The following is a 25,354-nucleotide window of genomic DNA, read 5'->3' as shown; positions in this document are numbered from 1 at the left end:
CGAAAAGTGTCCCGCGGGTTCGTCCAGGTTACACGCAGCGCAAATTATGTTTGGGTGGCGGAATTTCAAACAATCTTCGACTGGCTCTTCTTTATGGCAAACTACCATCTGGACCGGTGTAAGGTTCGCGCCAAGACCAACTGTCGATGAACATTACCACATTATCCAGTGATGGAATCTCATCCCCCTGGATTAAATTGTAGCTGTATGAAACTTTGTCGACAGTGACCTCAGGTGACGAGATTTCGATGATTACCACTTGGGATTTGCCATCAACCTCACCTGACAACGCGGCGTTTGGTGGGTTTGCGTCAAAACTGTTTTGGCCAGTGCTCCAGACATCAAAGAAGTGGTCGCGTGTTATGACGCCTGCGCTCCGGTAGGGTCGGTCAGAAAACACCGACACTTCATCATCGACACCGTACAGAACAAGTTTTCCATCTGCGAGTTCAGCTTTGTTTGCGGATTCAACAAATAGGTAGGTTTTCTTATCTGTATCTTCGGCCATAGCCAAAGTTGCCAATAGAATCCCTATTAGCGCTGTAGAGAATAGTTCTTTCTTCAAGTTTTTGCTCCCGCGTGAAGATTCCATTGTTTCATCGTCGTCGTCATTCAGAATTGACGTCGTTCTAATGCAGAAGGGCGACATACATGCAGCAACTCCGCTAAAACGCAGTTTCCCATGTGTAACCAGACGATATTATGCAATCTGACTCGGCTTCAATCTTTGCGTTTCGTTAAGAGTGATTAATTCGCCCCAGAAATGTAAACTAATACCCGAAGTTGGGCGAAGAAACGAGATGTTTGACGCCGTGCGCTGATTTACTGACGAGAATTGAAAGATCACTCAGCCGGTTTCACATGATTTCGATTTCACTTTGTGGTTGTTTGGTTAAGACTGTTCCATGTCTCTTGAAACGCGTGATGGCGCACGCGAACTTAAAAAGAGCGAACATGTCTTAAGAACCATGTTCTTCGTGTAATGGTCTGCTTGAATTTACCCAGATGCAGCAAGCCGCTTAGGGAGTATGAGATGATAACGACAGCAAGAATTCTCGGAACAGCAATGATGACAGGTATGATCGCGACCGCGGGCTTGGCGCAAACATCAGAGGACAAGACTGCACCTGAAAGCTTTTTGTTTGTTCAGCATGCAGATATGGCGACGTTTGCAGGCACAACACTTACACTGGAGGGCGCGGACAACAGCATCGTCGTGTTTACTGATCGACCTCATCGGGCTGCATCCACAATACCGGTGTCTGAGCTTGTAACGAGATGGGGAGAAGGGGACGATAGTTTTGCCGCCGATCCGCCGAATGCCGCACTGGTCGGCGAAACCGAAGATGGGAAACCCGTTTCCTTGATTGTCGAGATAACAGACCCAGCGCTTAGCGATGGTGCGATGAGTTATCAATACAAGGTCATCAAAGGTGACGAACAAACTTCAATCGAAAACCCCTACGTGGTGATAGACGGTTCTACTTGGACTCTCTGGGCCCAAGGGTTCGCGAATGATATGGTGGGCGCCGGTGCAACGGGCAGCAGCCAAATTTCAACAGCAGTTACGATTGATACTGATGGGGCTGAGGTAACCGGCAACTAGCCTGCCCCTTAGAGCAGGCTAACCGGTTTTTAACGAAAAATTTCATACGCAGATGAAGAATTCGTTAAAGCCAGTTGGCTGTCGCGCAATCAGCGATCGGAGGATTCTAATGAACAGTTTGAACGATATCACCTATCGTAACTCAGGAGACAATAGACCTTCTTACGCAAACCAAAGCAAACACTCTGTTCTCAGGATGCTTTTATCTAGGATCAAAAAATGAATCAGAACATCAAACTTTTTTCCATCGCGATTGCCACAGTTGGCTTTGGAACCGCAGCAATCGCGGACTCATCCCAAGACTTTACGTCTGCGGAAAGCGTTCTCCTTGTACAGCACAGCGACAAGGCCGCGATGTCCGACGGTGTGCTCACGCTGGTGGGGGCTGACAAGAACCTCATTATGTTCACGGATCGGCCGCACCGGGCCGCCGCAGCTATCCCAAGTGAACATCTTGTCAAAATCTGGAGCGAGGGAGACGATAGCTTCGCTGCCGATCCTCCAAACGCTGCTTTGGTGGGCCAGCAAGACGGCAATCCCGTTTCATTGATCGTTGAATTGACGAACCCAAGGGCATCAGGTGAGGATTTTGAGTTCGGGTACAAACTTATCGAGGGCGAGGAAATCACCGAGATTGACCAGGCATACATCGTGATTGATGACTGCCTTGTCTGCTATTCCGATTTGGTTGAGTTTGCGACAGGTGATCCCATACCGTACATGATTAACCCAAACGACCCGAAATAGCGGATAGATCCGGTTCACCTCGTGAGGCTAGTTCTGGCGAGGTGAGCTCGAGTTCGGGACGCTTGGGCCGTTATAGCTTTCCCCAAAAAGTTGCATGAAGCGTATTTGGAAATTGTTGAGGTAATTGGCGGCCTCTTCAGGCAGGCGAGTTGACAGATTTACGTTGCGCCACCGAACTCGGATGTGGATAGTGCTTAAGCACCCCCGACCAAACCGCCGAGCGCTTGATGAATTCCATTGCCATATTTCTTAGCACGCTAGCTGTGCTTGTACTGGCGAGCCCTGTCGTCGCTCAATCGGACCCGCCGCCCCCCAGTGTTGTGGTTGCTAAAGCGGCGAAACAGGAATTGCAGAAACAGGATGAGTTTGTAGGGCGCGTCATTGCAGACCAGAGCGTCGACCTGCAGGCGAGAGTCGCAGGCGTTCTGCAAGAGGTCAACTTTACCGAAGGTGGAACGGTCAAAAAAGGTGACGTTCTGTTCAGGATCGAAAAGAGGAAATACGCCGCAAGTGTCGAAAGTGCTAAAGCCGCTTTGAAAAGCGCTCAGGCCAGCGCACAAAGCGACAAGGCCGCGCTGGATCGACAGCAGACCTTGTTTGACAAAGGCGATATCGCCCAATCAGTTCTGGATACTGCCTTGGCCACCTATGCTGAAAGTCAGGCGGGTGTTGATGAGGCTCAGGCCGCGCTGAAGATCGCGCAAATTGATCTGGACTACACCGAAATCGCCAGCCCCCTGGACGGGCGGATCGGGTTGTCTTCGGTTGATGCGGGCAACATTGTCGACACTGACAGTGGTGTTCTTGCGACGGTCACCAGCGTTGATCCCATTCTGGTAAGTTTTTTCGTCAGTGAACCTGTTTTGCTGCGCGAACGCCGCAACGGGTCGATCACTGCGCAGGGCATCAAACTGGCGACGCAGATCACCCTTGCCGATGGTCAGACTTTTGGAACCGAAGGCAAGGTAACCTATGTGGGTGACAGCGTCAGTCAGGACACGGATACAATCGAGCTGAGGGCAACGTTCGCCAATCCGGACGGGCTTCTTATTCCCGGTCAGCTTGTCATCGTTGCGCTCAGTGGCTCGGACGATGCCAAGGTTCTGACCGTGCCGCGCAATGCGGTGCAGTTCGACAAGCAGGGTTATTTCGTGTTTTCCGTGGATGACAAAAACACGGTTCATCGCACAAATATTGAGATCGGCACCCAAACCGCGACCAGAACCCAAGTGAACTCTGGCCTGAAAGATGGGGATCGGGTCGTTGTGCAGGGATTGCAGAAGATACATGATGGGTTGGTCGTAAAACCGGTCGATAGTCAGAGTTAGGTAAGGGCTTGATCTCTCACTATTTCATCAATCGTCCGCATTTTGCTGCCGTGATTTCAATCCTGATGGTTCTTTTTGGCGCGGTCTGTGTCCGGCTGATGCCAATCTCGGAATATCCAAACATCACACCACCGCAGATCTATGTATCCGCAAATTATCCGGGCGCAGATGCGCAGGTTATTCAGGAATCTGTGGCCACGCCCATCGAGGAGCGGGTGAACGGGATCGACGGCATGCTGTACATGCAGTCCAAAAGCTCGAATGACGGCAGCTATGTGCTGAGCGTGTCCTTCGAGCTGGGAACCGATCCCAATGTTGCGGCGGTCGAAGTGCAAAACCGTATCGCCCTGGCAAGCGCGGAACTGCCATCGGTTGTGCAACAGCAGGGGATCGAGGTTACCAAACAATCCGGTAATATGATCCTTGTGATCAACCTGACCTCGCCGGACGGATCGCGGGATGAGCTGTATCTGAGCAATTACGCGGCTGATTTCCTGCATGATCCTTTGCAACGTTTGAAAGGGGTGGGCGGGGTCTCGCAGTTCGGGCAACTGGAATACAGCATGCGGATCTGGATCAACCCGGTTCGTATGGCCGCGCTGAATATCACCGCGTCAGAGATTGCCGATGCGATTGAAAGCCAGAACGTTGTTGCGGCCGCCGGACAGGTTGGCGCGCCACCTTTTGGCGATGCGCGCACCGATTTTCAGTTCAAACTGCGGGCCGAGGGTCTGTTGCGGGATGCCGAAGAATTCGGCCGGATCATCCTGGCAACAGGCGATGACGGATCGGTCACCCGATTGGAGGATGTGGCACGGATCGAGCTTGGATCTGCCACCTATGCCGGGTCCTCGCAGCTGAATGGCGAGGATACTGCAGCGATTGCGGTGCATCAGGAAAGCACCGCCAACGCTTTGGAGATTTCGGATAGTATCCATACCCTAATGGGCGAGCTATCCAGGAAGTTTCCCGAAGGTGTCTCATATGAAATTACCTATGACGTGACGGATGCCGTTCGCGTATCGATCGAGGATATCCTTAAAACGCTGGCGCTTACCGCCGGATTGGTGATCGCGGTTACGTTCCTTTTCCTGGCCAGTTTCCGGGCGACTATTGTGCCCGCAATTGCAATCCCAGTTTCGCTGTTGGGTGCGGTCGCACTGATCTATGCGATTGGGTTCAGCGCGAACATGATCACATTGTTTGCATTGGTGTTGGCCATCACCCTCGTGGTCGATGACGCCATCATCATCATTGAAAATGCCGAACGGATTGTAACTGAAGACGGCCTTGATCCGCGCAAGGCCACGCTCAAAGCGATGTCGCAAGTCAACCGGCCGATCATCGCAACCACCTTTGTGCTTGCCGCGGTCTTTGTGCCGGTGTGCTTTTTCCCCGGCGTGACCGGAACGATCTATTACCAGTTCGCCGCGACGATCATCTTCGCATTCGTGCTGTCTGCGGTGAATGCGCTGACATTGGCCCCGGTGCTCTGCGCCATGGTTCTAAAGTCAGGCATGAAACCGATTGGTCCTTTGGGTTTTGTGCCTGCAGCTGTCGCATGGATCAGGCGACAGTATATGCGGCTTGTTTCGCTGATGTTGCGGTACATCATAGTCTCGCTACTGGTGTTCGTCGCCTGTGTCGGAGCCACCCTGTATCTCTTCAAGACCGTGCCAACCGGTTTGATCCCTCAAGAGGACAACGGCGTCTTGCTGGCGGCTATGGCACTGCCGGATGGGGCATCGCTTCAGCGTACTCAGGCGTTCATGTCCAAGGCAGGTGAGGTCATCGAAAAGGCCCCCGGAGTGGACACCGTTACCACTGTCTCCGGTGCCAGTATGCTGGCAGGAACCCGTTCGAATGCCGGAATGGCGATTGTCACGCTGAAGCCATGGGATGAACGCACAAGCCCGGATCTGCATTGGGAAGCGATCATGCGGGATCTGGATCAACAGCTGGCAACTCTGCCTGAGGCGGAAAGCTATGTGTTTCCGTTCCCGACTATCCATGGTCTCGGATCGACAGGGGGCATTTCGGTCGAGCTGCTGGATCTGGAAAAGGGCGACGGGGAGCAACTGGATTCAGTGATGAATGCGTTTGTCACGGCCCTAAACGCGGCACCAGAGTTTGCCCGCGCACATGGCAGCTTTTCGGGTCAAACCCCGCAGTATCGCCTGTCGGTCGACCGGGATCGCGCGGAAGCGCTTGGCGTGAGCGTTTCAGACATCTTCACAGCGCTGCAAGCCAACCTCAGCACGTATTTCGTTGACAATTTCATCCTGTCCGAACGCGTCTATTGGGTCGTCATCTCAGCCGATGCACAGTTCCGGCAAACACTGGATGACGTCGATAATATCTACGTCAAAAACACCGCAGGTGAGTCGCTGCCATTGCGCAACTTCGTGACCAGCGAGCCCGTGCTCGCCCCGGATGCGATCCCCCGGTACAACCTGTTCACAGCAGCCTCTGTCAGCGCGCAATTGGCAAACGGTGTCAGCTCGGGCGCGGGCATCAAAGCCATGCAAGAGATCGCGGATAAAACGCTGCCCGATGGGTTTCGGATCGATTGGTCCGGTGTGACCCAGCAAGAAGTTAAATCCCAGGGCATGGTGCCCTACATCATGCTGTCGGCCTTGATTCTGGCCTTTCTGTTTCTGGCAGTCCTGTATGAAAGCTGGATCTTGCCGCTTTCGATCATTACCTCGACCGTCTTTGCACTGTTGGGCGCGCTTATTCCCATTGCGTATTTTCCGTTTCTCACCAGTAACATTTTTGCTCAGATCGGTATGGTCTTGCTGATCGGACTGGCAGCAAAGAAAGCCATCATGGTTGTCGAGTTCGCCAATCAGCAGAGACAATCCGGGGTCAGCATCCGCGATGCCGCCCTGAAGGCCGCCGAAATCCGGTTCCGCCCTGTCACAATGACCGGCCTTTGTTTCATCGTCGGTGTGCTGCCTCTGGTCCTGTCCAGCGGCGCAGGCGCAGCGGCTCGGGTGTCCATCGGTTATCCCGTTCTGTTTGGTATGGTGGTCGACAGCACACTTGGTCTTTTGATGATCCCAGTGCTGTATGCAGCGTTTCAGTCTGCAAAAGAATATCTGGTTTCGCTTCGGACGCGCTAACTGCGCAACCTACTGCCGGGATTCATTAAGTATTGTTTGAACGGATGCCGCTTCTACCGTTGGCAGGCCCGTATTGCCGAATTCCACGCGCAGGTAATTTACTAGGTCGGTCATCTCTACGACGCTGAGCCGCCCACCAAACGAGGGCATTGGGCCGAAATCCGAACCTGTGCCGGTTGCCTCCAACCCTTGATCGATGACCAATACCAAGTTCACCGCGTCAGCCTGGGATACGGTGCTGTTTCCGGACAGTGCAGGCATTACCCCGGGAATGCCCTGGCCCTCGCCCCCATGGCACAAGGAGCAGTTGCTGAGGTATAGCGATCTGCCCCGGGCCGCATCATAGATATGGGATAATTGGGCGACACCAGAGGTTGCTTCGGATTGTCCGCCATCATCAGTGCTTCCCGTTTCGGGCGGCGCTGTATCCAGATTCAGCAGATAGATGGCGATGGCCGATCGGTCCCCGGGTTCAGCTTTGCTGAGCGAGTTCTTGATCGCCAGATGCATCTCTCCGAACGCTGTTCCCTGTGGCCCGGTCCCTGTCGCAAAAAATGAGGTCAGATCGGCGTGCGTCCAACCTTGCCGGGCCAGTCCGGCTGTGGTGATGTCGGGTGCCTCAAAATCAGTCAGCTGCGCGCCGCTTAGCGCCCTATCATTCTCAAGCGCGCCCAAGGCATTGCGGGGCGAGTGGCACTCACCGCAATGTCCCAGACCGTTGACCAGATACGCGCCCCGGTTCCAAACATCACTCCGCGATGGATCGGGTTCAAACGGATGCCGGTCGGCGAACAATGCGTTCCAGCCGAACAAAGACAAGCGGATGTTGAAAGGGAATGGCAATGTGTTTTCCGGAACCGCCGCGTCGACCGGATCAAGGCTCATGAGATAAGCAAAGATGGCATCGCTGTCGTCGCGGGTAACCAGATGGTACGAGGTGTAGGGCATGGCCGGGTAGATCGGGGCCCAGATGTTATCCGCACCGAATGCCAGCACCTGATAGAATTCGACGGATGTCATATCGCCGATCCCTTGGGCTGAAGGGGTGATATTCGCCGAATAAATCCCGCCGCCAAATGGTGTTTCCAGAAACCGGCCCCCTGCGAAGGATGCACCGGTTTCCGCGGTGTGGCAGGACACGCAATCGCCCAGAGTTGTCAGATACTCTCCTGCGTCGATGCTGGCCTGATCCGTGGCCAACGGGCGCTGTTCCACCGTCGGGACACCCCAGAAGTATGCGAATGCAAGATATCCCAGGCCGCCTAACGCTCCAAGAGTTGCAAGTGCTTTCAGAACGCGTCCCATACCTATTCCTCTTTGGTCAGAGTGGCGTCCGACAGGATCAGATCACGCATTGCCTCAAAGTATCGGACATAACCGCTGCACCTGCAGACGTGGTCACCCAATCCTGTGTGGACGGCCTGCTCGACCTGATCTTTGGCAACCGGGTTCGCGCGTAGCTGTGCGATCAGTGCGGTGCCCGCGTTGACAAACCCCGGCGTGCAATACCCGCACTGAAAAGCGAAATTGTCGACAAAGGCCTGCTGTACAGGTGACAGTTTGCCGTCGGAGGCATGCCCCTCGACCGTTGTGACTGAGCTATCGGCAAAGGACGTTGCCCCCGCAATGCAAGTGCGCCGCGTGGTAACGGTGCCGTCTGGTTCCTCGACTATCACAACGCACGCATGGCAGACGCCGATGCCACAGCTGAACTTCGTACCGGTCAGGCCCAGCACATCGTTCAGATAGCTTACCATCGGCAGGTCATCGGGCACATCGTGCGGACCAACGTCCTTGCCGTTCACTTTCATTGTTAACCGGGCCATTTCACAACGCCTCTCTGATCTTGTCCGGCGTGGCGGGCAGAGAGTTCACCCGCGCGCCGACCGCGTTGTTAATGCCGTTCAGAATGGCAGGGACGACAGGGATCATCACAACCTCACCCATGCCCTTTGGCGGGTCTGTATCACTGATCGGGTCCAACACTTCGAGCGTTGTTTTCCACACCGGGACCTGAGCAGCCTTTGGGATGTGATACCGGTTCAGGTTCCAAGTTCCGTCGCCGGGTCCGCCGTCGTAAAGCGGCAGATCTTCGTACAGAGCGTATCCAATACCCATGGCGATCCCGCCCTGCGAAATGCCCGACACCAGTTCGGGAACGATTGGGCGACCGCATTCCAAGACCTGATGGACGGCCTCGACTTTGACGTCTCCGCTGACCTTGTCGACAGCTAAACCCACCACGGCGCCACAGGCGGCGTAATAGTTGACGCCAACCTTTTCAAACTCGGTCGAAGGGAAATTGACCTCGGTCCGGTCAATCAATGTCCAATCCTCGCCGCCTTGCCGGATGGCCAAAGCGTCAATCGCCAGCGTCTCGGATTCACCTTTGATCGGGAACGTCGCTGTGGTCCAGGACCAGCGGTTGAAGCCATGCACCATGGCCCCGGTCACCAGGCCATCACGGTGCGCACGGGATGCGAGCTGTTCCAGTGTCAGGGGCTCCATTCCTGCGCCGGTCAGTTTGCCATCGACCCAGCGCATCTTGTCAAATGTCAGGAATTCGCCTGCGGCCTCGCCGGACAACGGACCCTCGCTCCAGATCGAAAGGGCGGCGGGCCAGAGGCCGTATCGCATGATGACATACGCCGCCTGCGCTGGCCCGTGGCTGTTGACGCTGGCCCCGACAGACGCGCCCGTAGGTGATCCGATCAAGGGCACCCAGCGCGGGTTCTTCGCCGCCTTGTCCTGGTCGGCCTGAGTGATCGCCCAGGCATTGCCTGAGGTTTCCAGCTTTAGCGCGTCCCAGGCCCCCTGCACGAACATCTCGACCTTATCGGCATTTCGCCCCATGTAATCCCCGACGCGCCGGGCCGAGGCAGTTGACAGGCCAGTGCCCATTTCCACCCCGTCGCTGTGCAGCGTGATCCTACCCTCGGGCGACAAGGTGACGGATGCGCGGGTTGCATCGCCGCCGCCTCCGTAATCCTTCATCACGCACGCGACCCCAACGCCATAGGTCTTGCCCGGATTGGCAGATTCATATGCGCTTTTGTCTTGAGCACGGCTCTGCCAGAGCGCACTTTGTTCCAGCCGGTCAAGGACTTCGACGGATCGCGCCGCGCCACTGGCGGCGTTGCCGGTCAGGTTCAAATACCCGGTGCGCAGAGCGTTCTGGCGGCGCAGCTCGAACGGGTCTTTTCCCAGATCAATGGCCACTTCGTCGACCAGGCATTCCATCGCGGTCATCGTCTGCAGAGTTCCAAAACCGCGCATCGACCCAGCAGGGACGGCAATGGATTTCGTGGCCGTCGCCGTGACGTCGCTTTTGGGAACGTAGTAGATTGAGGTCGCGTTGGTCGCCCCAACATGGGCCACAACGGTCGAGAAATTGGCGCGCCCGCCGCCGTTACAGACAAGATCGCACACATAAGCCTGGAACTGGCCGGTTTCAGGATCAACGGCCAGTTGGTTTTTGATCTCGAAGGCGTGACGCTTTAATCCTAGCTGGAATTGTTGAAAGCGGTTCAGCGCCAGGCGCGTCGTGCGACCCGGCGAGAACAGCCCGGCAAGCGCAACATACAGCGGCAGAATGGTGTGATCTTTTCCGCCAAAACCGCCCCCCATCGACGAAAAGTGGCCATCGACCTCGCCCACCTTGTGCGGTGGTTTGGCGGATTGCACCAGATTGCCAACGGCCGTCAGAATAGCTTGTGGCGACTGGACCCCAAGCATCAGGGACAATTTCTTGTCCGCTGCTTGATAGGTTGCCAGCCCGGCCTCGGGTTCCATGAAGACATGATCGATCGACTGGGTTTGAAAATCTTGGGAATATAGCTTGCCGGATTTACCGTCCTTAAGATCGGCTCTGATCTGGTTGCCATAGAAACTCGCCTGCTCGGGGGCGGTACCTATCGCATCAGCCTTGGCCCAGACCGGGGCTTCGGTGTCGCGCAACCGGCGCGGTCCGACCCACCCGTCCAGCAGGGGCGAGTATACGTCCGGCCCGTAAGGGCTGTCGCCTGCAATGCGGGTAAAGCGATACGCACCATATGGGGTTTCTTCGGCAGGAGGCCGCGTGTCGCCTAAGGCAAAAATGGCATCATTGCCCACCAGAAAATGCTGTGCGCGCTGAAAGGTTGCGAGGTCATCGTAGATCAGCAACGCAACGGGTTGCCCCAAATACAGCGGCACAGTTCCGGGCTTGCAGAACAGGTCAGTATTGAAGAACCCGGTTGCGGCCAGTCCAGCCTTGTCCAGATCATCAGCGGTAACAACCCGGTCCGGTTGCATCTGGTCACCCAGCCCGGACAAGTCCAACCCTTTGAAAACCTTGTCAGCCTGCGGCGACAAAACGAGCGTAGCATAGCTCATATCATCCGGCCAGCCGTCTAAATCTGTGCCACGCACGTCGCTTGCATAAAGCTTGGCCCCGGTAACTTTGGCATACCCATCAATGCGATAATTGATATCGGTTCCGTCCGGTCCGCTCCAACCGGGCTCAATCGGCGAAGGTTCCCCGGGTGAGAATGCATAGGTCATCGTGGGTTTGAGCGCTTCGGACGCACCCACCATGCCCGCCGTTATTAACAGACGCCTGCGGGTCCAGAAATGCGGTGACTGAGTCATGGTCGATCTGCCCTAAGCTGCCTTATGACCACCATAAGCGGTCAATATGTTATTTGAAGTGAAACGACATTAAACCACCAGAAAACCGCCAAAAAAATTACGGGACCCGGATTAAGGGTCTGGCCCTATCGGGCATTATTCGACAACGTGGCCTTCAACCGCCATTCGCTCAATGGAACTACCGTGTTGTCAGCATTGCCTGTGGCGTTCTCAAACAGAACAGCGATCGTTTGCAATGCGCCCGAGTCTTGAGCCTGCACATCGATCATCAATCTGCTAACACCGGCATTGGGGTTCTGATCGGCACAATCCGAGCTGTATGGCGTGTCGCATGGGTTTGCCGAACGCATTGAAAACACCGCCTCAGGCGGTGAAAGAATATGTGCCCGTAGTTCCTGCCCATCTTTTTGCAGGATCGCAGTTTGCCCGTCGATACTGACCTTTGCTTCGGTATGCATGGTCCAGGAAACCGGGTCTGCGTGACCTCGTTGGATTTCGTCCTGTACCAAAACCGACGCTTCATTGATCAGCGCAATGCCACGTTTTACGGCGCCGATGGGCCGGCCATAAGGCTCTGAAAGATCCGCGATTGCAAAGGTGAAATCAGAGAACTGCCCGAACTCTTCGATCTGAGCGCGCCCTGTCGTTTTCTGATTTTCTGAACCAAAAACCAGCGTGTTCTGACCAATCGTAGCAGTGCGGTAATAGTCAAAGCGTTTGTTCGTGAAATATCCGGGCAGATGGTAGTTGCCAATCCCAAGATCGGTTGCCCATCTCACGCCATTTGCTTCAAGAACAAATGTGCCTGCATCAAGGTTGTTGTGGTGACTGCGCAAAGGGCCGGATTTGAAGCCCACAAAGGTTGCTTTTGGGTCATCCCATGCAGATCGCATCGTCACCAGACCAAGCCCGCCGAACCAGAACGAGTTTTGCCGACCGTCGACGAGCCTAGCCTCGGAGCCCTGTCGCCAGATCAAATCCAGCGCAATGTGTGACGAGGGTTTGGAATTGGGCGTGCGCTGATTGTAATCGGGCCGGTTGAAATGCGACGCGAGCCAGGTCAGGGCGACCAGGTCAGTGTTTGTATCGCTGTCGCCGTAGTTGAACAACATGCCGCTCGGGGCCGTTACATGGGTGAGATAGTCGCCAAAATTTGCCAATCCGTCTGTTCTGGACAAGTCAAAATCATGCCCGAGTACCGATTCCAAAGACGTGATCGCTATGGCCGCATCGCGCGCGGACAATGCGCCATACATTGGACCTTCTGGCCACGCTCCGTCCGGCGCAAACATGGCAAACCCATTTCGGAGAGAGGCCTGAGCATTTTCGATAATCTGGTCCGCAAGCTCAGGTTCAGCTTCAGAAACCGCAAGGGCTGCAACGATCATTCCGGTATTGCAGATGATATTCCAGTTAAACGATGCAACAGGCCAGGTGATATCTGCAGTTGCGGTGCCATCGGGCAAAGTGTTTGGAACCGGTGTCGGATGCACCCAACGTTGCGGGACAACCCACCCCTTGTCGAAGTTAGCTTTGTCCAGCTCATAGATCCCAGTGGCCTCGTTCAACGCTTTGCCGATAAGGGCGGACCTGATGGCCGAGTGTTCGTTTTCATCAAGTGTTTCACTGATCCAATTGTAGCCAAGCGCAACCGCCAAGGTCACTCTGCTCAATCCCAAAAAATGCTCAGGATGCCATGTCTCCAGATCTGCGAGTTGCAAAAGTTCCAGTTTGGTTCGTTCAGCAAATCGCTTGTCGCGGGTTAGTCGCCACGCCATGCCCAAAGTCGTCAGGCGCTCAACCGGCTTCTGGTCAAACCCGACAAACCCATTCTGCAACACGGAATCGTTAGTTTTGAGCGCGTCTACAATCGTAGCGCTGTCCAAGTAAGCCTCAGCGGCCGCAAGTAATGCTTCATAGTTCGAGGCGACAACCGCATCTGTTTTTCTCAATTTTTCAATGCGTTCAACAACATCATCAGAGAGCATAATTGTCGGCACGACCGTCTCGGACAAAGCGTCATTGGTGAAAAAAGCAATCAGGACCGAGGCTGCAATGAAAGTTAATAGCTGCGACAACCCCTTGCAGATGGCCGAGATCATGATCATTAAGAATGCGTCCTTTATCCCAACGATGATTGAGGGACCATCAGCGTCAAAAATGTTCCAGTCGAAGCGACGTTTCCTAAGCTACTCCCAATGTTTGGACAAGATTCCGCGTAGTTTAGGCTACTCTCTGTTCCTACTGATCTAAGTTGGTAGAAGAAAGATGACCGTGGGATCAACAGCAAGTTGCACCGCTTGCCAATCGGCAGGTCGGGATTGCATGGCTCAACCTTCCTCCGCCTCACTTGCCGATTCACGTTTTGAGCTTTGGTGACAAAAACCGTTGGCCATGGCCGGCTCCCTGATCTTGGCGTGCGGCTCTTTTACCTGCTCTTTGTCAATCTCAGCGGCTTTCTTACCGCCACGCTCCAACACGCCAGACGCGCCTTCAAGCAGGGCCCGCTTTCAGCCGTGGATCATCGCGGATGAACGCCAAACTGGTTTGCCAGCTCAGGAACCGTCCGCTTGCTCTTCAATGCCTCAAGTGCAACTTTGGCCTTGAACTCAGGCGAATGGTTCTTCCGTTTCAACATCTCTGATCTCCTCTTCGTCGAAGATCAACAGACAACAAATCGCAGCTAAAGTCAGTCAGTCCGATTTTCGAGGAGTAACTCAGACATCGACGAAGCGTTAGAACAAAAAGCCAACTTTCGGAGGTTGATGCACTACCATCTGCAATTTGGAGCATCCATAATGCAATCCATGGGATACTTCAAAGCATTGTCGATCACAAGCGACACGGATTCCAGCTTGCTGGCATCAATTCCGTTCACAGTCTGATAGTCAAACTGTAGGTTGCCGTCCTCCAGTTTCGGATTGCTTAGTGTGACGATCAATCCAACCTGTTTACCATCGCTCAGCCCAGTCAAGGCCGCATTGGGAGGGTCAGCCGCAAAACTGTTTTCGCCTTTGTCCCAGTTCTCTACGATCGACTGTACAGGCGCAGCCATAGTGTCGCGATAAGGGCGATCCGTGAACAAAACAACTTGATCATCAATGCCTTCAAGCACCAACTTACCATTGTCGAGTGTCGCATTTGCAGCGACTTCCAAAAAGAGCCAACTCTTAGGTTCTTCCGCGGCAGCTACAGAGGCACAAGCAACAAGGCCTGCAAAAAATCCCTTTTTGAGTAAGTCGAACTTCACAATATTCTCCTTCAACAAGGTCGCTCTTCTGGCCGCAACAATCTCCGGCCAGAACTTTATGGTACCAATTGCCCTATGGTTGCAAGTTAAGAAAGATTCATCGAGAGGCATGATGTCAGGTTTATCGGCCGAGCACGGTGAAGAGAATAAAAGTACGATTGATGCGACCCATCTGAAGGCGCCCCGCACAGCGAACAACATGGTCGTCAGAACGGGGGGTGCCTGACCGCCTGATTGGTCGAGCCAAGTGGGGCATGAATACCAAACTGCATGCTATCTGCGACAGCCAAGGGCGGCCGCTCAGCCGTTTTTAACAGCGGGGCAAGTGATCGATTGCTTTGATGCCCGGGAACCGCTCAGTAGCAAACCAAATGTGGACTGGCTGCTCGGGAGCGCGGCTATTGTGCAGGATGGTTCCGAGATGTTTTGAAAAACAAAGGGATACGCGCCTGGGTCGCCAGTGCGAAAGCAACGCAAGACTGCCGTGAAGTAGGACAAGCGCCGATACAAAAGACGCAATCGTAATGAAATCATGTTTGGCAGGCTCAAGGGTTGGATACACCTGGAGACAAGTTATTACCGCTGCTTCAAGGTATTCCTCTCCGCCATCGCCCCCGCAGCATCCGTTATCCACTGGCTGTGGATCCTGAGCCTTCTGTATCTCGAGTTTGCTAACTTAACGCCCGTCAGCCACCTTTGCCGAGGTTACTGACGGGGCGGTGTATGGCGTCTGAGCCTTGTGGCATGACCACGTTTCCTAGCGAGCCAGCACCGTCTCTCTTCATCGTCTCGAACAGTTGAATGCGGCCGGTCTGGACCGCGGAGCAGAAGGAAGAGGGTATGAACAAAGTATCACACGAGCAGATCATCGGCATAGACGTCAGCCGCGATTGGCTTGACGTTCATTGTCTCCCGGGCATTCGTAGGTTGCGGCTTCCGAACAGCGATGAGGGCCACGCGCAGTTTGTTGGTCTGGCACAATCAACGCACGCGCTTGTTTGTTTCGAGGCGACTGGAGGGCAGGAATGGCGTCTGTGGACCGCGCTGGATGCAGCCGGTATTGCGACCCGGCAGTTACCGCCAGCTCAGATCAAAGCCTTCGCCGCCAGCCGTGGCACACGCGCCAAGACGGATCAGATCGACGCGGAACTCATTGCGCGGTTCATGGCATTTCGACCAGACGCAGGGCGCGAACTGCCACATGGGAAATTGCGCCTTCTCAGAGCCTTGGCATCAAAGCGTGCGCAGCTTGTCGAGACGCGCAAGAGACTTCTGGCGCAGATCAAGGCGCATGAGAAGTTGGGAACGGATGGGATATTCACTGAAGTTGATGCTGAGCTGAGGGCGCTGTTGGATCGACAGATCGGTAAATTGGAAGACCAGATTGCGCAGACGATCGCCGCAGATCAGGGCCTTGCACAAACCGCTGGTATCTTGCGTTCTGTCCCTGGGATCGGCCCCGTTACCAGCACTATGCTGATCGCGGAAATGCCAGAACTGGGCCAACTCTCGGGAGAACAAGCTGCTGCGCTCACGGGCCTGGCTCCCATTGCTCACGACAGCGGTGCGATGCGCGGCAAGCGCGCCATTGGTGGCGGACGGCGACAGGTACGACACGTCATGTTCCAGGCGGCTCTCGTCGCGAGTCATCACAATCCGCATCTCAAGATCTTCGCAGATCGTTTGCGTGACGCGGGCAAGCCACACAAAGTCATCATCACAGCAGTCGCTAGAAAGCTCGTCACAATCGCAAACGCACTCCTCAAATCTGAGCAAAACTGGTCGGCTCAGACCCCCTGAGAAATACAGTTGCTAGGCTTAACGGCGAGAATTGAAAGATCACTCAGCCGGTTTCACATGATTTCGATTTCACTTTGTGGTTGTTTGGTTAAGACTGTTCCATGTCTCTTGAAACGCGTGATGGCGCACGCGAACTTAAAAAGAGCGAACATGTCTTAAGAACCATGTTCTTCGTGTAATGGTCTGCTTGAATTTACCCAGATGCAGCAAGCCGCTTAGGGAGTATGAGATGATAACGACAGCAAGAATTCTCGGAACAGCAATGATGACAGGTATGATCGCGACCGCGGGCTTGGCGCAAACATCAGAGGACAAGACTGCACCTGAAAGCTTTTTGTTTGTTCAGCATGCAGATATGGCGACGTTTGCAGGCACAACACTTACACTGGAGGGCGCGGACAACAGCATCGTCGTGTTTACTGATCGACCTCATCGGGCTGCATCCACAATACCGGTGTCTGAGCTTGTAACGAGATGGGGAGAAGGGGACGATAGTTTTGCCGCCGATCCGCCGAATGCCGCACTGGTCGGCGAAACCGAAGATGGGAAACCCGTTTCCTTGATTGTCGAGATAACAGACCCAGCGCTTAGCGATGGTGCGATGAGTTATCAATACAAGGTCATCAAAGGCGATGCTCACGGAACAATCAAAAACCCTTATGTTGTGATAGATTTGAGCTATTTGGGCTTCAACGTCGCGTCGACATTATCCACCATTGACACAGCTGTCGGAATTCCGGCGCCGTCCGGCGAGCTGAATTGGGCGGACACGAATGACTAGGTTTTCTGCCGCAAAACAAGGTATTTACGCCGCACCAAAGATGCTTTTTCGAGGATCAAAAATGAATCAGTACATCACGCCTTTTTCCATCGCGATTACTTCAGTTGGCTTTGCAACCGCAGTCGTGGCAGAGTCACCCCAAGACTTTACGACTGCGGAAAGCGTTCTCCTTGTACAGCACAGCGACAAGGCCGCGATGTCCGACGGTGTGCTCACGCTGGTGGGGGCCGACAAGAACCTCATTATGTTCACGGATCGGCCGCACCGGGCCGCCGCAGCCATCCCAAGTGAACATCTGGTAAAAATCTGGAGCGAGGGAGACGATAGCTTTGCTTCTGATCCACCAAACGCCGCTCTTGTTGGCCAGCAAAATGGCAATCCCGTTTCATTGATCGTCGAACTGACAAACCCAAGGGCATCAGGTGACGATTTCATGTTCGGGTACAAACTTATCGAGGGCGAGGAAATCACCGAGATTGATCAGGCATACATCGTAATTGACGACTGTTTTATCTGTCTTGGAGACGTCGCAAATTTGGCCACAGGTAACCCTTTAGATTACATCCTAAATCCAAATGACCCAAAATGACTTCAAAGGTGGGTTCGGCTGGGCAGTGTTCTCCGGCTCTGTCGCAAAGTTTTCGTAAGGCAGCATCGGTTGAGTTGATTTCTGATGGAATGGACATCCCCTGATCTTTCATCTGCAAGGTTTTGAAGATGGGACCCATCAGGTGGTCAGCAAGATGGCGGACTGGGAGCTTGCCGGCATAGGTCTGGTGAAGAATGTGTTTCACACATTGTGGGTGTAGTGCCACAGCAAAAGTGGCTTTTCGCAAACGGTCGAGACACAACACCCTTCTATTGTTCGTTGCTGAACTGTTAGCTTGCAACATTGCGATGGAGGTCAAGCAACTTTTGTAGAAGCCTCTCAAAAGCCACCATTCGCGCATCGGGCAGCACTGGGGCCCCTGGGCTCGTTTCAAGGTATTTGGGCAGTATCGATGCGCAAGGGCAGGACTTTGCGTGCCGCGGCCAAAGTCAGCTTTCGACGTTTCAGACAGCCACCATATCAACTTCGGCAGTAGAGAAACCAAAAGAAGCGACCATCTTCCGGTGGGCATCGGTCCCGAGGAATCGCGAAAGAGCTGCATCGACTTCATTCAGAAGCTCTGTGTCGTTCAAACCAAAAGCGAATGACCCAAACGCAGGAGGTTTTTCCGAATTTGGCACAAGGATCAGTTCCAGCCCCCATTCCGGGTTCTGCTCGATAAAGCCGCCATGCGCTCGACCGACGCTAGCGTAGGCGTCGACAGTGGCTTGGCGAACAGCTTGAGCGGCTTCGGTATAGGTTTCGAAAATCACAATCCGGTCTGCACTGACGCCAAATTCGACCGCCGAACGATGCTGAAACTGGTCGCGGATAACCGCTATCCGGACCTCAGAGTTGTCGGCAATCGATTGATAACCGCCCAAACCTAACTGATTGCCCCTAGCAACCAGCAGCCCGTCGGGTAGCGCCCAGATCGGGCGGCTGAACAATGCGCTCTTCCTGCGCTCATCAGTTCCAAATAGGCCCGTCGTCATGCGCCATCGGCCATCTGCGACACCGGGTAAAAGTTCTGCAAATTCCGTTTCTACCGGTTCAAAATCTGCAATGCCAATTTCCGCAAACACATACCGGGCGAGTTCAACATCGCAACCCGTGACGCAGCCTGAAGCATCGACATAGTTGAATGGCGGTTCGATCAGGTAGGCAAACTTCATGGGTCATCCTCCTTGTTGTCCGGGCCATAGCTGGCGATCTTGATGGCAAGGATGCTTTCGCATTTTTCGAGCGTTGCGCGTTTTGCCTTCAGCGTTGCCGCGTGATCCAACAGGATTTGGCGGCGTTCTTCGATACCGGCATCGCCTGCTTTGGCAAGAGTCGTGAACCGACGCATTTGCTTAAGTGACATGCCAGTTTCGCGCAGCCAGTAGAGCAGAGTCAGCCACTCGATCAAACGAGGTGTGAACCGACGGTGCCCATCGGCACCACGTTCGATCTCTGGCAGCATTCCCGATTTCTCGTAGAATCTTATCGTATGTGCGGATAGCCCACAGGCTTCCACAGCTTCAGCAATTCTCATCTTCGCAAGTGCTCCTCTCACCATTGGGTAGCGGGTTAGAGTAACTCTAAGTCAATAGCGATCTTTGAAAAGCTGACCTTCGTGCATCGTGCAGCAACCGTTGCTAATGGGCTCGAACCGGTCATCTAACGGTTTCAGTTGGTCATCGGGTCGGTTCAGACGGCATCAAGGTCGGCCTAGCGGGACTTTCCGGTCGTTCACTTATCGGGCTTCGCTGATGCAGCATTCGTTCGCACGCGCGGCACGTTCATCGTTGTGTCGCAGCGGATGTCGCCAGACCGGTCGTTCAGGGCCCCCGATTGTGCCTGACCCAAGACCGATCTTTCGCCGCACGCTACGCCAATATGAAAGATGCGGACAAACCGGACTTGTGCAGTCGCAGCTATTGCTGGCGCAGAAATACCTCGCATCTGCGGCATGGCTATCGCTGTTTTGCAACTCATATCGCCGAAGTCGCCGTTTATCGCGTTATGAGATGGCGAACGGCAGAACCGCTCGCCAAGGTAGGTCATATGTCGATGCGCTCGGCTATGCTCAGAGCATCTTCCAATTCGACACCAAGTTAACGCATCGTGCTGTCGACTTTGGTGTGGTCAAGGAGCAGTTGCGCCGCGCGAAGGTTGCCCGTCTTACGATAGATCTCGGCCGCCTTTGTGCGGCGGAGCGAGTGTAAACCGTATCCACTCGGCTCCAGCCCGATCGCCTTCACACAGTCGCGAATAAGCCGTGCGTACTGACGCGTCGAGATGTGTGGTCGGTCGTGAAACCGGCTTGGAAACATGAACAGGCAAGCAAGCATCTCTGGAGTTCTGACCCAGGCCAGAACGGTTTTTCGCGTGTTTTCCGACAGTTCAAATTGAACGGGTCGCTTGGTTTTGCTCTGGATCACCGAAACACGTTCCCGGACGCGATGGTTTTTGATAAGATCAGGCACGGTTAGCTTGACCAGATCACAGCCTCGAAGCTTGCTGTCGATGGCGACGTTGAACAAAGTCAGGTCGCGCAGATTGCCTGCAAGCTCGAATCGAGCACGGATCGCCCAAACCTGTTTTGGCAGCAGTGGACGTTTCTGTCCGATGATGCGCCCTTTGTTCCAGGCTTTGCACATGGGGGTAACTGCGGGAAGTTGGACTCTTGGCATGATTTGCCCTCCGATCCTCCCTCCACGCCCCGTCATCAGCACCGTGCTGACTGGGCGATTGTGCAAGCAGGGCTGATCGCCCGTTTAGGGCAGCCACTCAAATGGGCATCTTCTGCGAGCGCTTTCGGCGGCTTGGAGGTCCAAGGGCGAACTGCGCCGATGGCCTAGAAACGCATAAGCCGACATTGTGGATGTTGAAGACGGGCCTTGGCCGCCATGGCGATGACAGGCAATGCAGCAGCGTGTGTCGCGGATACGGTCGCCGCAGAATGTCATGTCTGCAGGACACCCAATGGTTTGAGGATGTGCAGCGTCAAGACGAAACGAAACCTCTGCCGCTTAGAACGACTGAAATGAGCGGACGTCGAGACGGGTTGAAGGCTTCAAAACATACTGCCTATCCGTCAATTGACCTGGGTCATTCGGTAGAGATAGGATCGTGGAAAGCCTTCCGGCCCACGCAGAAAATATCCTCGGATTCTCCGTTGATTACGGGGCAAATGGAACAAAAAATTCGGGGCATCTGGAACATGGCCAGGAAGAATTCAGTAACTTCGGTCGACGTCGCCAAACGGGCGGGCGTGTCGCAATCAGCCGTGAGCCGCGCCTTCTCTCGTGTACCCACTCAGTCCGGCGTATCGGCGGAAGCGAAGAAGAGAATCTTCGATGCGGCCAAGGAGTTGGGCTATAGGCCAAACGCTCTTGCCCGGTCGATGATCACTGGGCGCTCGAAGATCATCGCCTTGCTGTTCAGCTATCTGGACAATCAATTCTATGCGCTGGCACTGGAAAAGCTCTGTATCGAATTGCAGAAGAACGGCTATCACGCGATGGTTTTCATGATGCCGGAAACCGCAGTCGGGGTCGAAGAGACGGTATCCGAATTGCTGGAATACAAGGTTGACGGGATTATCACCGCATCGGTCGAACTGTCTTCGTCGCTTTGCAAGCATTGCCAGGATCAAGGTATCTCAGTCGTTATGTTCAACCGGATAAAGGCTGAGGAAGGTGTGTCTTGCGTGTCGTCAGACAATGTCCTGGGCGGACGCTTGGCAGCGCGCTATCTCATTGAAACTGGGCACCAGAAGATTGCGTTGCTGTCCGGTTGGGCGGAATCTTCGACCGGGCGCGACCGCCAATTGGGATTTGAGCAAGAGCTGTCGGATCAGGGACACAGCCTGTTTGATCATGCTGCCGGGCATTTTGATCTGGCTGAGACGCGCTCTGCTGCCCTCAAACTTTTGGACAGACCAGCGTCAAAGCGGCCAGATGCGATCTTCATCGCCAACGACTACATGGCGATCGAAGCACTCGGCGTAATTCGCAGCGAGTTGAAACTCACGGTGCCGCAAGACGTGTCGATTGTCGGCTTTGACGACATTCCAATGGCGGCATTGCCTGAGTATGATCTGACGACATTGCGCCAGCCGATCAACCGGATGATCGACCAATCCGTCTCGCTGATGCTAGCTGCGATAGCCGGAAACGACACAGCAGGTAACGTGAGCATCGTGCCAGAACTGGTCGAGCGCGGCACCGTGGCAAACAGAACCTGATCAGCTTTCGCGCCCAAGCTCTGCCAGAATGTCCACTCCTTGCATGGCCAAGAAATGTGGGATGTCGATGAAGATCCAGTTCTCGGCCAGTTTTTCGCCATCGCGGCGGTAGAGATCCACGATCCGCATGTCGGCTTCGACTTCGCCAGGCGGTAGACTAAGAAACCCACCCTTCGACCGTAGGGATAGGCTGGGATAGCCGAAAAACCCGCCGTAGTTGCCCTCGCCCAAACGCGCGACATGTTCGGTGTGGCGAACGTATTCCAGACCCTCCTCGAACGGTCCTGAGTGGCCGCGCCGATAACCATCGAAGAATGCGCTGGCGCCGATGCCGCCGGGGCCGAACCAGCACATATTGGGCGTCCAGAAACGGGTCATGTGCTCTTCGGGCGAGCCAACTTTGTTCGCGCGCAAATCGGTGACCATGTCAGAGATCAGACCGACACTCGCCCGGCCTTCGGTTTCCGAATGCGCATCGTACAAAAGGCCATCATGCGTCGCAGGTCCAGGCGTCAACAGGACCGATCCGGTTGTGCCCGCGCTTGGATGACGTCCCGATTGCGCCAAAAGGTTCAGGATATCAACGTAGCAGGCGGTTTCGACGATCTTTTCCTTCTCAACGCGGTGAAACTCGCAATAGCGCAGAAACGAAAGCTTGCGGGAGGGTGCGAGCCCGATCCAGGACTGATCCCATGTGCCCATCAGATGCCCCATTTCGACAACCCAGACCGAGGAAAACCCGTCAAGTTCGTTCCGTCCGGCAAAGAAAATGTCCGGCCGCCGTTGCAATGGCCCCATGGCCTGTTTCAACGGCCGCCAGAAGACGTCAGCAACGCGTTCCGGACTGATCTGCTCATGAAACGGGTACATGCCGCGCCACGCAAGATTGGCGGCGAAATGAGGTGTCATCGCCTCGGAAACACTTTCCGTGCCTGCCGCATCAATAGCCGCATTGGCGGAGCGGACAAGCGCCTTGGCGTCCTGATAATCAGCCATCGCGGCGGGCCATGGCGATCTGGATCATCAGGTCCAACTCGTTGAAAAGCTGCCATTCCTGCTGAACCACGCCATTCTTGACGCGCTGTTGCGTGATGCCCCAGATCTGGCATTTCTGCCCCGTGGGGTCTCGGTAGAGAATGCCGCCGGTATGGGTGGCATCGGCGCTCCAACGGGTCGAGATCAGATAACCATCGTCATCGTTGCCCATCCAGTAGACCTCGTCGACATGGTGTTTCATGTCAGGGAAGGCTTCACGCAATTCGGCGATGTAGGCGCGATAAGCGTCCCGCCCGAAAAACTTGCGATCGGTTGCCCCTTCGAATGACACATCGGCGGCATAGCATTCATCCAGTGCCGCCCCATCGCCATTCCAAAGGCTGTCGTGGATGGCTCTGGCAAAAGCATCGGGGTCGAACCCCTCAACAGGTTCGCCAACGCTCAACGGGCGCTCAGGACGCACACCGGAGCGCAGATCGGCCCAAGTTTCGGCGCTGCGCGGCCAGCCGGGGAAAGGATCGGCGGCCAGCCTGTCCGCCTCTTCCCAAAGATCAAGGCCCAACTGCTTGAGCATGGCGGACGTGTTGTAAAGCACGTGCTCAAGAAAAATGTCGTTGCCAAGTGCCACACAGTTGGCAATGACCATGACGTCGACCTCAGCTCCGGTCGGGTCGCCGTATTTGCTCGGTCCGGTGTTCTTGCCCTTGATGCGCGTCAGGTGTGAAGTGTGAAATCCGATAGTGTCATCGCCAGCCCAGATCACCTCTTCCGCGTTAAGGATAATGTCGGGGATTGCGCCGGTCGTGTGGTGCGTGTCGCCGACGATCTTGGCGTTGCCGTGCTGCAGACCATAGTCGTCATAGACAAGGCTATCGTCGGAGTAACACGCTTCGATATATTCGACTTCACGGGCCTCGGTTTCCCAGATGCGATAGGTGATGCGGACGATATAGTCGACGATGTTGCGGTACTCGGGATCGAACCCGCCAAGCGATTGCGACGGCCCGAGATAGGGCGGGATGCGGTGCGCCCCGCCCTTGGTGTAGTTCTTGAGAGATATGTCGAACGACGTGGGCATGTGACCCCGCGACAAGGCGGCGGCCGGATGATGCGATTTCGAGCGATCGGGCATGAATTGGGTCATTCGGTCTCTCCAGTTTTGGCCAAAAGATCAACGCCCTGTTCGGCAAGGAAATGCAGGATGTCGATGAATATCCAGTTCTCGGCGAGCTTGTCGCCGTCGCGGCGATAAAGGTCCACGACGCGCATTTCGGCAGCCACGTCATTGGCAGGCGCGCCGAGGTAATCGCCGGTGTTGCGAAGGGTCAGGCAAGGCCACCACATGAAGGCGGCAATGTTGCCTTCGGCCAGTGCAAGTTCCCAGTCGTGGATCTTCACCACGTCTTGCTTTGCTTCGAAAGGCAGGGTGTGTCCGCGTTGGTAGCCGGGAATAGAGAGGCTGGCTCCGATGCCGGCCGGGCCGAACCAGTTCATGTCCGCGTTCCAGAACCGGACCAGATGATCGCCGGGCGACGTATAGCTCAGCGCCAGATCGGTCAGCATGGCGTGGGTCAGATCATAGGTGTTCTGGGTCAGGTCCCCGGGCTGGGGGTCATGCAGAAGCCCGTCGTGGGTCATTGGTCCCGGCGACATCATCATGCCCCCGGTCTGGTGTTTCGCCAGTGGGTACCGGCCTGCCTGGCTCAAGACGGCGAGAATATCCAGAAACTCTACCGTTTCGACAATGGCTCCGTCCTGGACCCGAGACATCGTCGCGTAGGGCAGATAGGTGGTTTTTCCGGTGGCGGACATGCCCAGCCAGTCGTCCGTGAAATCGCACAGGAAATTGCCCATTTCAACAACCCAGGTGCCGGCACCCGGGTCAAGATCGGCATGACTGGCGAAAAAGATATCGGGGCGCCGCTGGATGGCGGACATGGCATTCTTCAGCGGTGTCCAGACGGTGTCGGCCAATGCTTCGGGCCCTTCGACATCGTAAAACGGGCGCATACCGCGGTAGGTGTGCTCAGGGGACAGGTACTCTGCGCAAGCAGCAGCGGTTTCGGCCCCGGGGGCGCCTTTGTCACGGGCGGTGAAGTACGCTTGAACAAGCGACTTGGCGGATTGCAGGTCTACTGACATGGATCTTCCTTGATCTAGAGGTGACGGTTGGGTTGCGGCGTTGCGTTAACGGCGCGACACACCCTAGGTTTGAAGACGATCTCCCAGATACCATGTGAAAATCAGCGGAGCGGAGGCGAGTGTCAGA

20 protein-coding genes and 2 pseudogenes are annotated in these 25,354 nt (G+C 55.1%); 9 read left to right on the top strand and 13 right to left on the bottom strand.

Annotation, left to right across the window (positions count from 1 at the left end; genetic code table 11):
* Positions 1-91: 91 nt before the first annotated feature.
* On the bottom strand, positions 92-565 hold the full coding sequence (locus tag AC2FLE_RS12630) for a hypothetical protein (protein ID WP_496697431.1): 474 nt from the start codon (positions 563-565) through the stop codon (positions 92-94).
* A gap of 468 nt (positions 566-1,033) precedes the next feature.
* Between AC2FLE_RS12630 and AC2FLE_RS12625 the strand changes: the two genes are divergently transcribed.
* The 4 genes from AC2FLE_RS12625 to AC2FLE_RS12610 all read left to right on the top strand — a co-directional run bounded on the left by AC2FLE_RS12625 (position 1,034) and on the right by AC2FLE_RS12610 (position 6,806).
* Positions 1,034-1,606, top strand: coding sequence for a hypothetical protein (locus tag AC2FLE_RS12625; RefSeq protein ID WP_299893242.1), 573 nt, complete (start codon positions 1,034-1,036; stop codon positions 1,604-1,606).
* A gap of 219 nt (positions 1,607-1,825) precedes the next feature.
* Complete coding sequence (locus AC2FLE_RS12620) at positions 1,826-2,353, top strand: hypothetical protein (RefSeq protein WP_496697429.1); 528 nt, start codon at positions 1,826-1,828, stop codon at positions 2,351-2,353.
* A 227-nt stretch (positions 2,354-2,580) separates the two neighbouring features.
* Positions 2,581-3,681 carry an efflux RND transporter periplasmic adaptor subunit gene (locus AC2FLE_RS12615; protein ID WP_496697427.1) on the top strand — a complete coding sequence of 367 codons (1,101 nt, stop codon included), beginning with the start codon at positions 2,581-2,583 and terminating at the stop codon, positions 3,679-3,681.
* An 8-nt stretch (positions 3,682-3,689) separates the two neighbouring features.
* Positions 3,690-6,806, top strand: a complete 3,117-nt coding sequence (locus AC2FLE_RS12610; RefSeq protein ID WP_496697426.1) for an efflux RND transporter permease subunit — start codon at positions 3,690-3,692, stop codon at positions 6,804-6,806.
* Positions 6,807-6,815: 9 nt separating this feature from the next.
* Here AC2FLE_RS12610 and AC2FLE_RS12605 read toward each other — a convergent pair whose 3' ends face one another.
* The 6 genes and pseudogenes from AC2FLE_RS12605 to AC2FLE_RS12580 all read right to left on the bottom strand — a co-directional run bounded on the left by AC2FLE_RS12605 (position 6,816) and on the right by AC2FLE_RS12580 (position 14,700).
* Complete coding sequence (locus AC2FLE_RS12605) at positions 6,816-8,111, bottom strand: c-type cytochrome (RefSeq protein WP_496697424.1); 1,296 nt, start codon at positions 8,109-8,111, stop codon at positions 6,816-6,818.
* A 2-nt stretch (positions 8,112-8,113) separates the two neighbouring features.
* Entirely contained in the window at positions 8,114-8,632 is a 519-nt protein-coding gene (locus AC2FLE_RS12600; protein ID WP_496697422.1) for a (2Fe-2S)-binding protein, read from the bottom strand.
* Position 8,633: 1 nt separating this feature from the next.
* Complete coding sequence (locus AC2FLE_RS12595) at positions 8,634-11,435, bottom strand: xanthine dehydrogenase family protein molybdopterin-binding subunit (protein WP_496697420.1); 2,802 nt, start codon at positions 11,433-11,435, stop codon at positions 8,634-8,636.
* A gap of 125 nt (positions 11,436-11,560) precedes the next feature.
* Positions 11,561-13,543, bottom strand: a complete 1,983-nt coding sequence (locus tag AC2FLE_RS12590; protein WP_496697419.1) for a heparinase II/III domain-containing protein — start codon at positions 13,541-13,543, stop codon at positions 11,561-11,563.
* A 419-nt stretch (positions 13,544-13,962) separates the two neighbouring features.
* Positions 13,963-14,073, bottom strand: a pseudogene (locus AC2FLE_RS12585) (transposase); the annotation flags it as partial.
* 132 nt (positions 14,074-14,205) lie between these two features.
* Positions 14,206-14,700, bottom strand: a complete 495-nt coding sequence (locus AC2FLE_RS12580) for a hypothetical protein (protein WP_496697493.1) — start codon at positions 14,698-14,700, stop codon at positions 14,206-14,208.
* A 94-nt stretch (positions 14,701-14,794) separates the two neighbouring features.
* Between AC2FLE_RS12580 and AC2FLE_RS12575 the strand changes: the two are divergent.
* The 4 genes and pseudogenes from AC2FLE_RS12575 to AC2FLE_RS12560 form a co-directional block, all read left to right on the top strand.
* A pseudogene (locus tag AC2FLE_RS12575) lies at positions 14,795-15,325 on the top strand (transposase); the annotation flags it as partial.
* Between the two features lie 200 nt (positions 15,326-15,525).
* A complete protein-coding gene (locus tag AC2FLE_RS12570) occupies positions 15,526-16,485 on the top strand; it encodes an IS110 family RNA-guided transposase (protein ID WP_496697418.1) in 960 nt (319 codons plus the stop codon).
* Positions 16,486-16,714: 229 nt separating this feature from the next.
* Positions 16,715-17,266 (top strand): hypothetical protein, encoded by a 552-nt coding sequence (locus AC2FLE_RS12565; protein ID WP_496697416.1) that lies wholly within the window; start codon positions 16,715-16,717, stop codon positions 17,264-17,266.
* Complete coding sequence (locus AC2FLE_RS12560) at positions 17,259-17,855, top strand: hypothetical protein (RefSeq protein ID WP_496697414.1); 597 nt, start codon at positions 17,259-17,261, stop codon at positions 17,853-17,855. The genes AC2FLE_RS12565 and AC2FLE_RS12560 overlap by 8 nt, the downstream gene beginning before the upstream one ends.
* A 464-nt stretch (positions 17,856-18,319) precedes the next feature.
* On the opposite strand, the gene AC2FLE_RS12555 is transcribed toward AC2FLE_RS12560, so the two are convergent.
* The 3 genes from AC2FLE_RS12555 to AC2FLE_RS12545 form a co-directional block, all read right to left on the bottom strand.
* Entirely contained in the window at positions 18,320-19,030 is a 711-nt protein-coding gene (locus AC2FLE_RS12555; RefSeq protein ID WP_299893246.1) for a transporter substrate-binding domain-containing protein, read from the bottom strand.
* Positions 19,027-19,392: a MerR family transcriptional regulator gene (locus tag AC2FLE_RS12550; RefSeq protein WP_299893248.1), complete on the bottom strand. Its 366-nt coding sequence runs from the start codon at positions 19,390-19,392 to the stop codon at positions 19,027-19,029. The genes AC2FLE_RS12555 and AC2FLE_RS12550 overlap by 4 nt, the downstream gene beginning before the upstream one ends.
* 562 nt (positions 19,393-19,954) lie before the next feature.
* Positions 19,955-20,533, bottom strand: coding sequence for a tyrosine-type recombinase/integrase (locus AC2FLE_RS12545; protein WP_496697411.1), 579 nt, complete (start codon positions 20,531-20,533; stop codon positions 19,955-19,957).
* Between the two features lie 530 nt (positions 20,534-21,063).
* Between AC2FLE_RS12545 and AC2FLE_RS12540 the strand changes: the two genes are divergently transcribed.
* On the top strand, positions 21,064-22,089 hold the full coding sequence (locus AC2FLE_RS12540; RefSeq protein WP_281973846.1) for a LacI family DNA-binding transcriptional regulator: 1,026 nt from the start codon (positions 21,064-21,066) through the stop codon (positions 22,087-22,089).
* Here the strand turns inward: AC2FLE_RS12540 and AC2FLE_RS12535 are convergent, their stop codons facing one another.
* Genes AC2FLE_RS12535 through AC2FLE_RS12525 form a run of 3 tightly spaced genes read right to left on the bottom strand, consistent with a single transcriptional unit; the run spans position 22,090 to position 25,227 of the window.
* Positions 22,090-23,085 carry a nuclear transport factor 2 family protein gene (locus tag AC2FLE_RS12535; protein ID WP_496697408.1) on the bottom strand — a complete coding sequence of 332 codons (996 nt, stop codon included), beginning with the start codon at positions 23,083-23,085 and terminating at the stop codon, positions 22,090-22,092.
* Positions 23,078-24,229, bottom strand: coding sequence for a nuclear transport factor 2 family protein (locus AC2FLE_RS12530; protein WP_496697406.1), 1,152 nt, complete (start codon positions 24,227-24,229; stop codon positions 23,078-23,080). The genes AC2FLE_RS12535 and AC2FLE_RS12530 overlap by 8 nt, the downstream gene beginning before the upstream one ends.
* Positions 24,226-25,227, bottom strand: coding sequence for a nuclear transport factor 2 family protein (locus AC2FLE_RS12525; protein WP_496697404.1), 1,002 nt, complete (start codon positions 25,225-25,227; stop codon positions 24,226-24,228). Before AC2FLE_RS12525 ends, AC2FLE_RS12530 begins: the two co-directional genes overlap by 4 nt.
* Positions 25,228-25,354: the final 127 nt, after the last annotated feature.

Source organism: Ruegeria sp. CDSA077, from assembly GCF_059612265.1.
This window is presented reverse-complemented; position numbering and strand designations above follow the sequence as displayed.

Coding starts and splice junctions, on each gene's coding strand:
- AC2FLE_RS12530 (WP_496697406.1), bottom strand. CDS start 24,229: ATGACCCAATTCATGCCCGATCGCTCGAAATCGCATCATCCGGCCGCC.
- AC2FLE_RS12595 (WP_496697420.1), bottom strand. CDS start 11,435: ATGACTCAGTCACCGCATTTCTGGACCCGCAGGCGTCTGTTAATAACG.
- AC2FLE_RS12570 (WP_496697418.1), top strand. CDS start 15,526: ATGAACAAAGTATCACACGAGCAGATCATCGGCATAGACGTCAGCCGC.
- AC2FLE_RS12600 (WP_496697422.1), bottom strand. CDS start 8,632: ATGGCCCGGTTAACAATGAAAGTGAACGGCAAGGACGTTGGTCCGCAC.
- AC2FLE_RS12525 (WP_496697404.1), bottom strand. CDS start 25,227: ATGTCAGTAGACCTGCAATCCGCCAAGTCGCTTGTTCAAGCGTACTTC.
- AC2FLE_RS12605 (WP_496697424.1), bottom strand. CDS start 8,111: ATGGGACGCGTTCTGAAAGCACTTGCAACTCTTGGAGCGTTAGGCGGC.
- AC2FLE_RS12625 (WP_299893242.1), top strand. CDS start 1,034: ATGATAACGACAGCAAGAATTCTCGGAACAGCAATGATGACAGGTATG.
- AC2FLE_RS12620 (WP_496697429.1), top strand. CDS start 1,826: ATGAATCAGAACATCAAACTTTTTTCCATCGCGATTGCCACAGTTGGC.
- AC2FLE_RS12555 (WP_299893246.1), bottom strand. CDS start 19,030: ATGAAGTTTGCCTACCTGATCGAACCGCCATTCAACTATGTCGATGCT.
- AC2FLE_RS12590 (WP_496697419.1), bottom strand. CDS start 13,543: ATGATCATGATCTCGGCCATCTGCAAGGGGTTGTCGCAGCTATTAACT.
- AC2FLE_RS12560 (WP_496697414.1), top strand. CDS start 17,259: ATGACTAGGTTTTCTGCCGCAAAACAAGGTATTTACGCCGCACCAAAG.
- AC2FLE_RS12540 (WP_281973846.1), top strand. CDS start 21,064: ATGGCCAGGAAGAATTCAGTAACTTCGGTCGACGTCGCCAAACGGGCG.
- AC2FLE_RS12565 (WP_496697416.1), top strand. CDS start 16,715: ATGATAACGACAGCAAGAATTCTCGGAACAGCAATGATGACAGGTATG.
- AC2FLE_RS12550 (WP_299893248.1), bottom strand. CDS start 19,392: ATGAGAATTGCTGAAGCTGTGGAAGCCTGTGGGCTATCCGCACATACG.
- AC2FLE_RS12615 (WP_496697427.1), top strand. CDS start 2,581: ATGAATTCCATTGCCATATTTCTTAGCACGCTAGCTGTGCTTGTACTG.
- AC2FLE_RS12535 (WP_496697408.1), bottom strand. CDS start 23,085: ATGGCTGATTATCAGGACGCCAAGGCGCTTGTCCGCTCCGCCAATGCG.
- AC2FLE_RS12545 (WP_496697411.1), bottom strand. CDS start 20,533: ATGCCAAGAGTCCAACTTCCCGCAGTTACCCCCATGTGCAAAGCCTGG.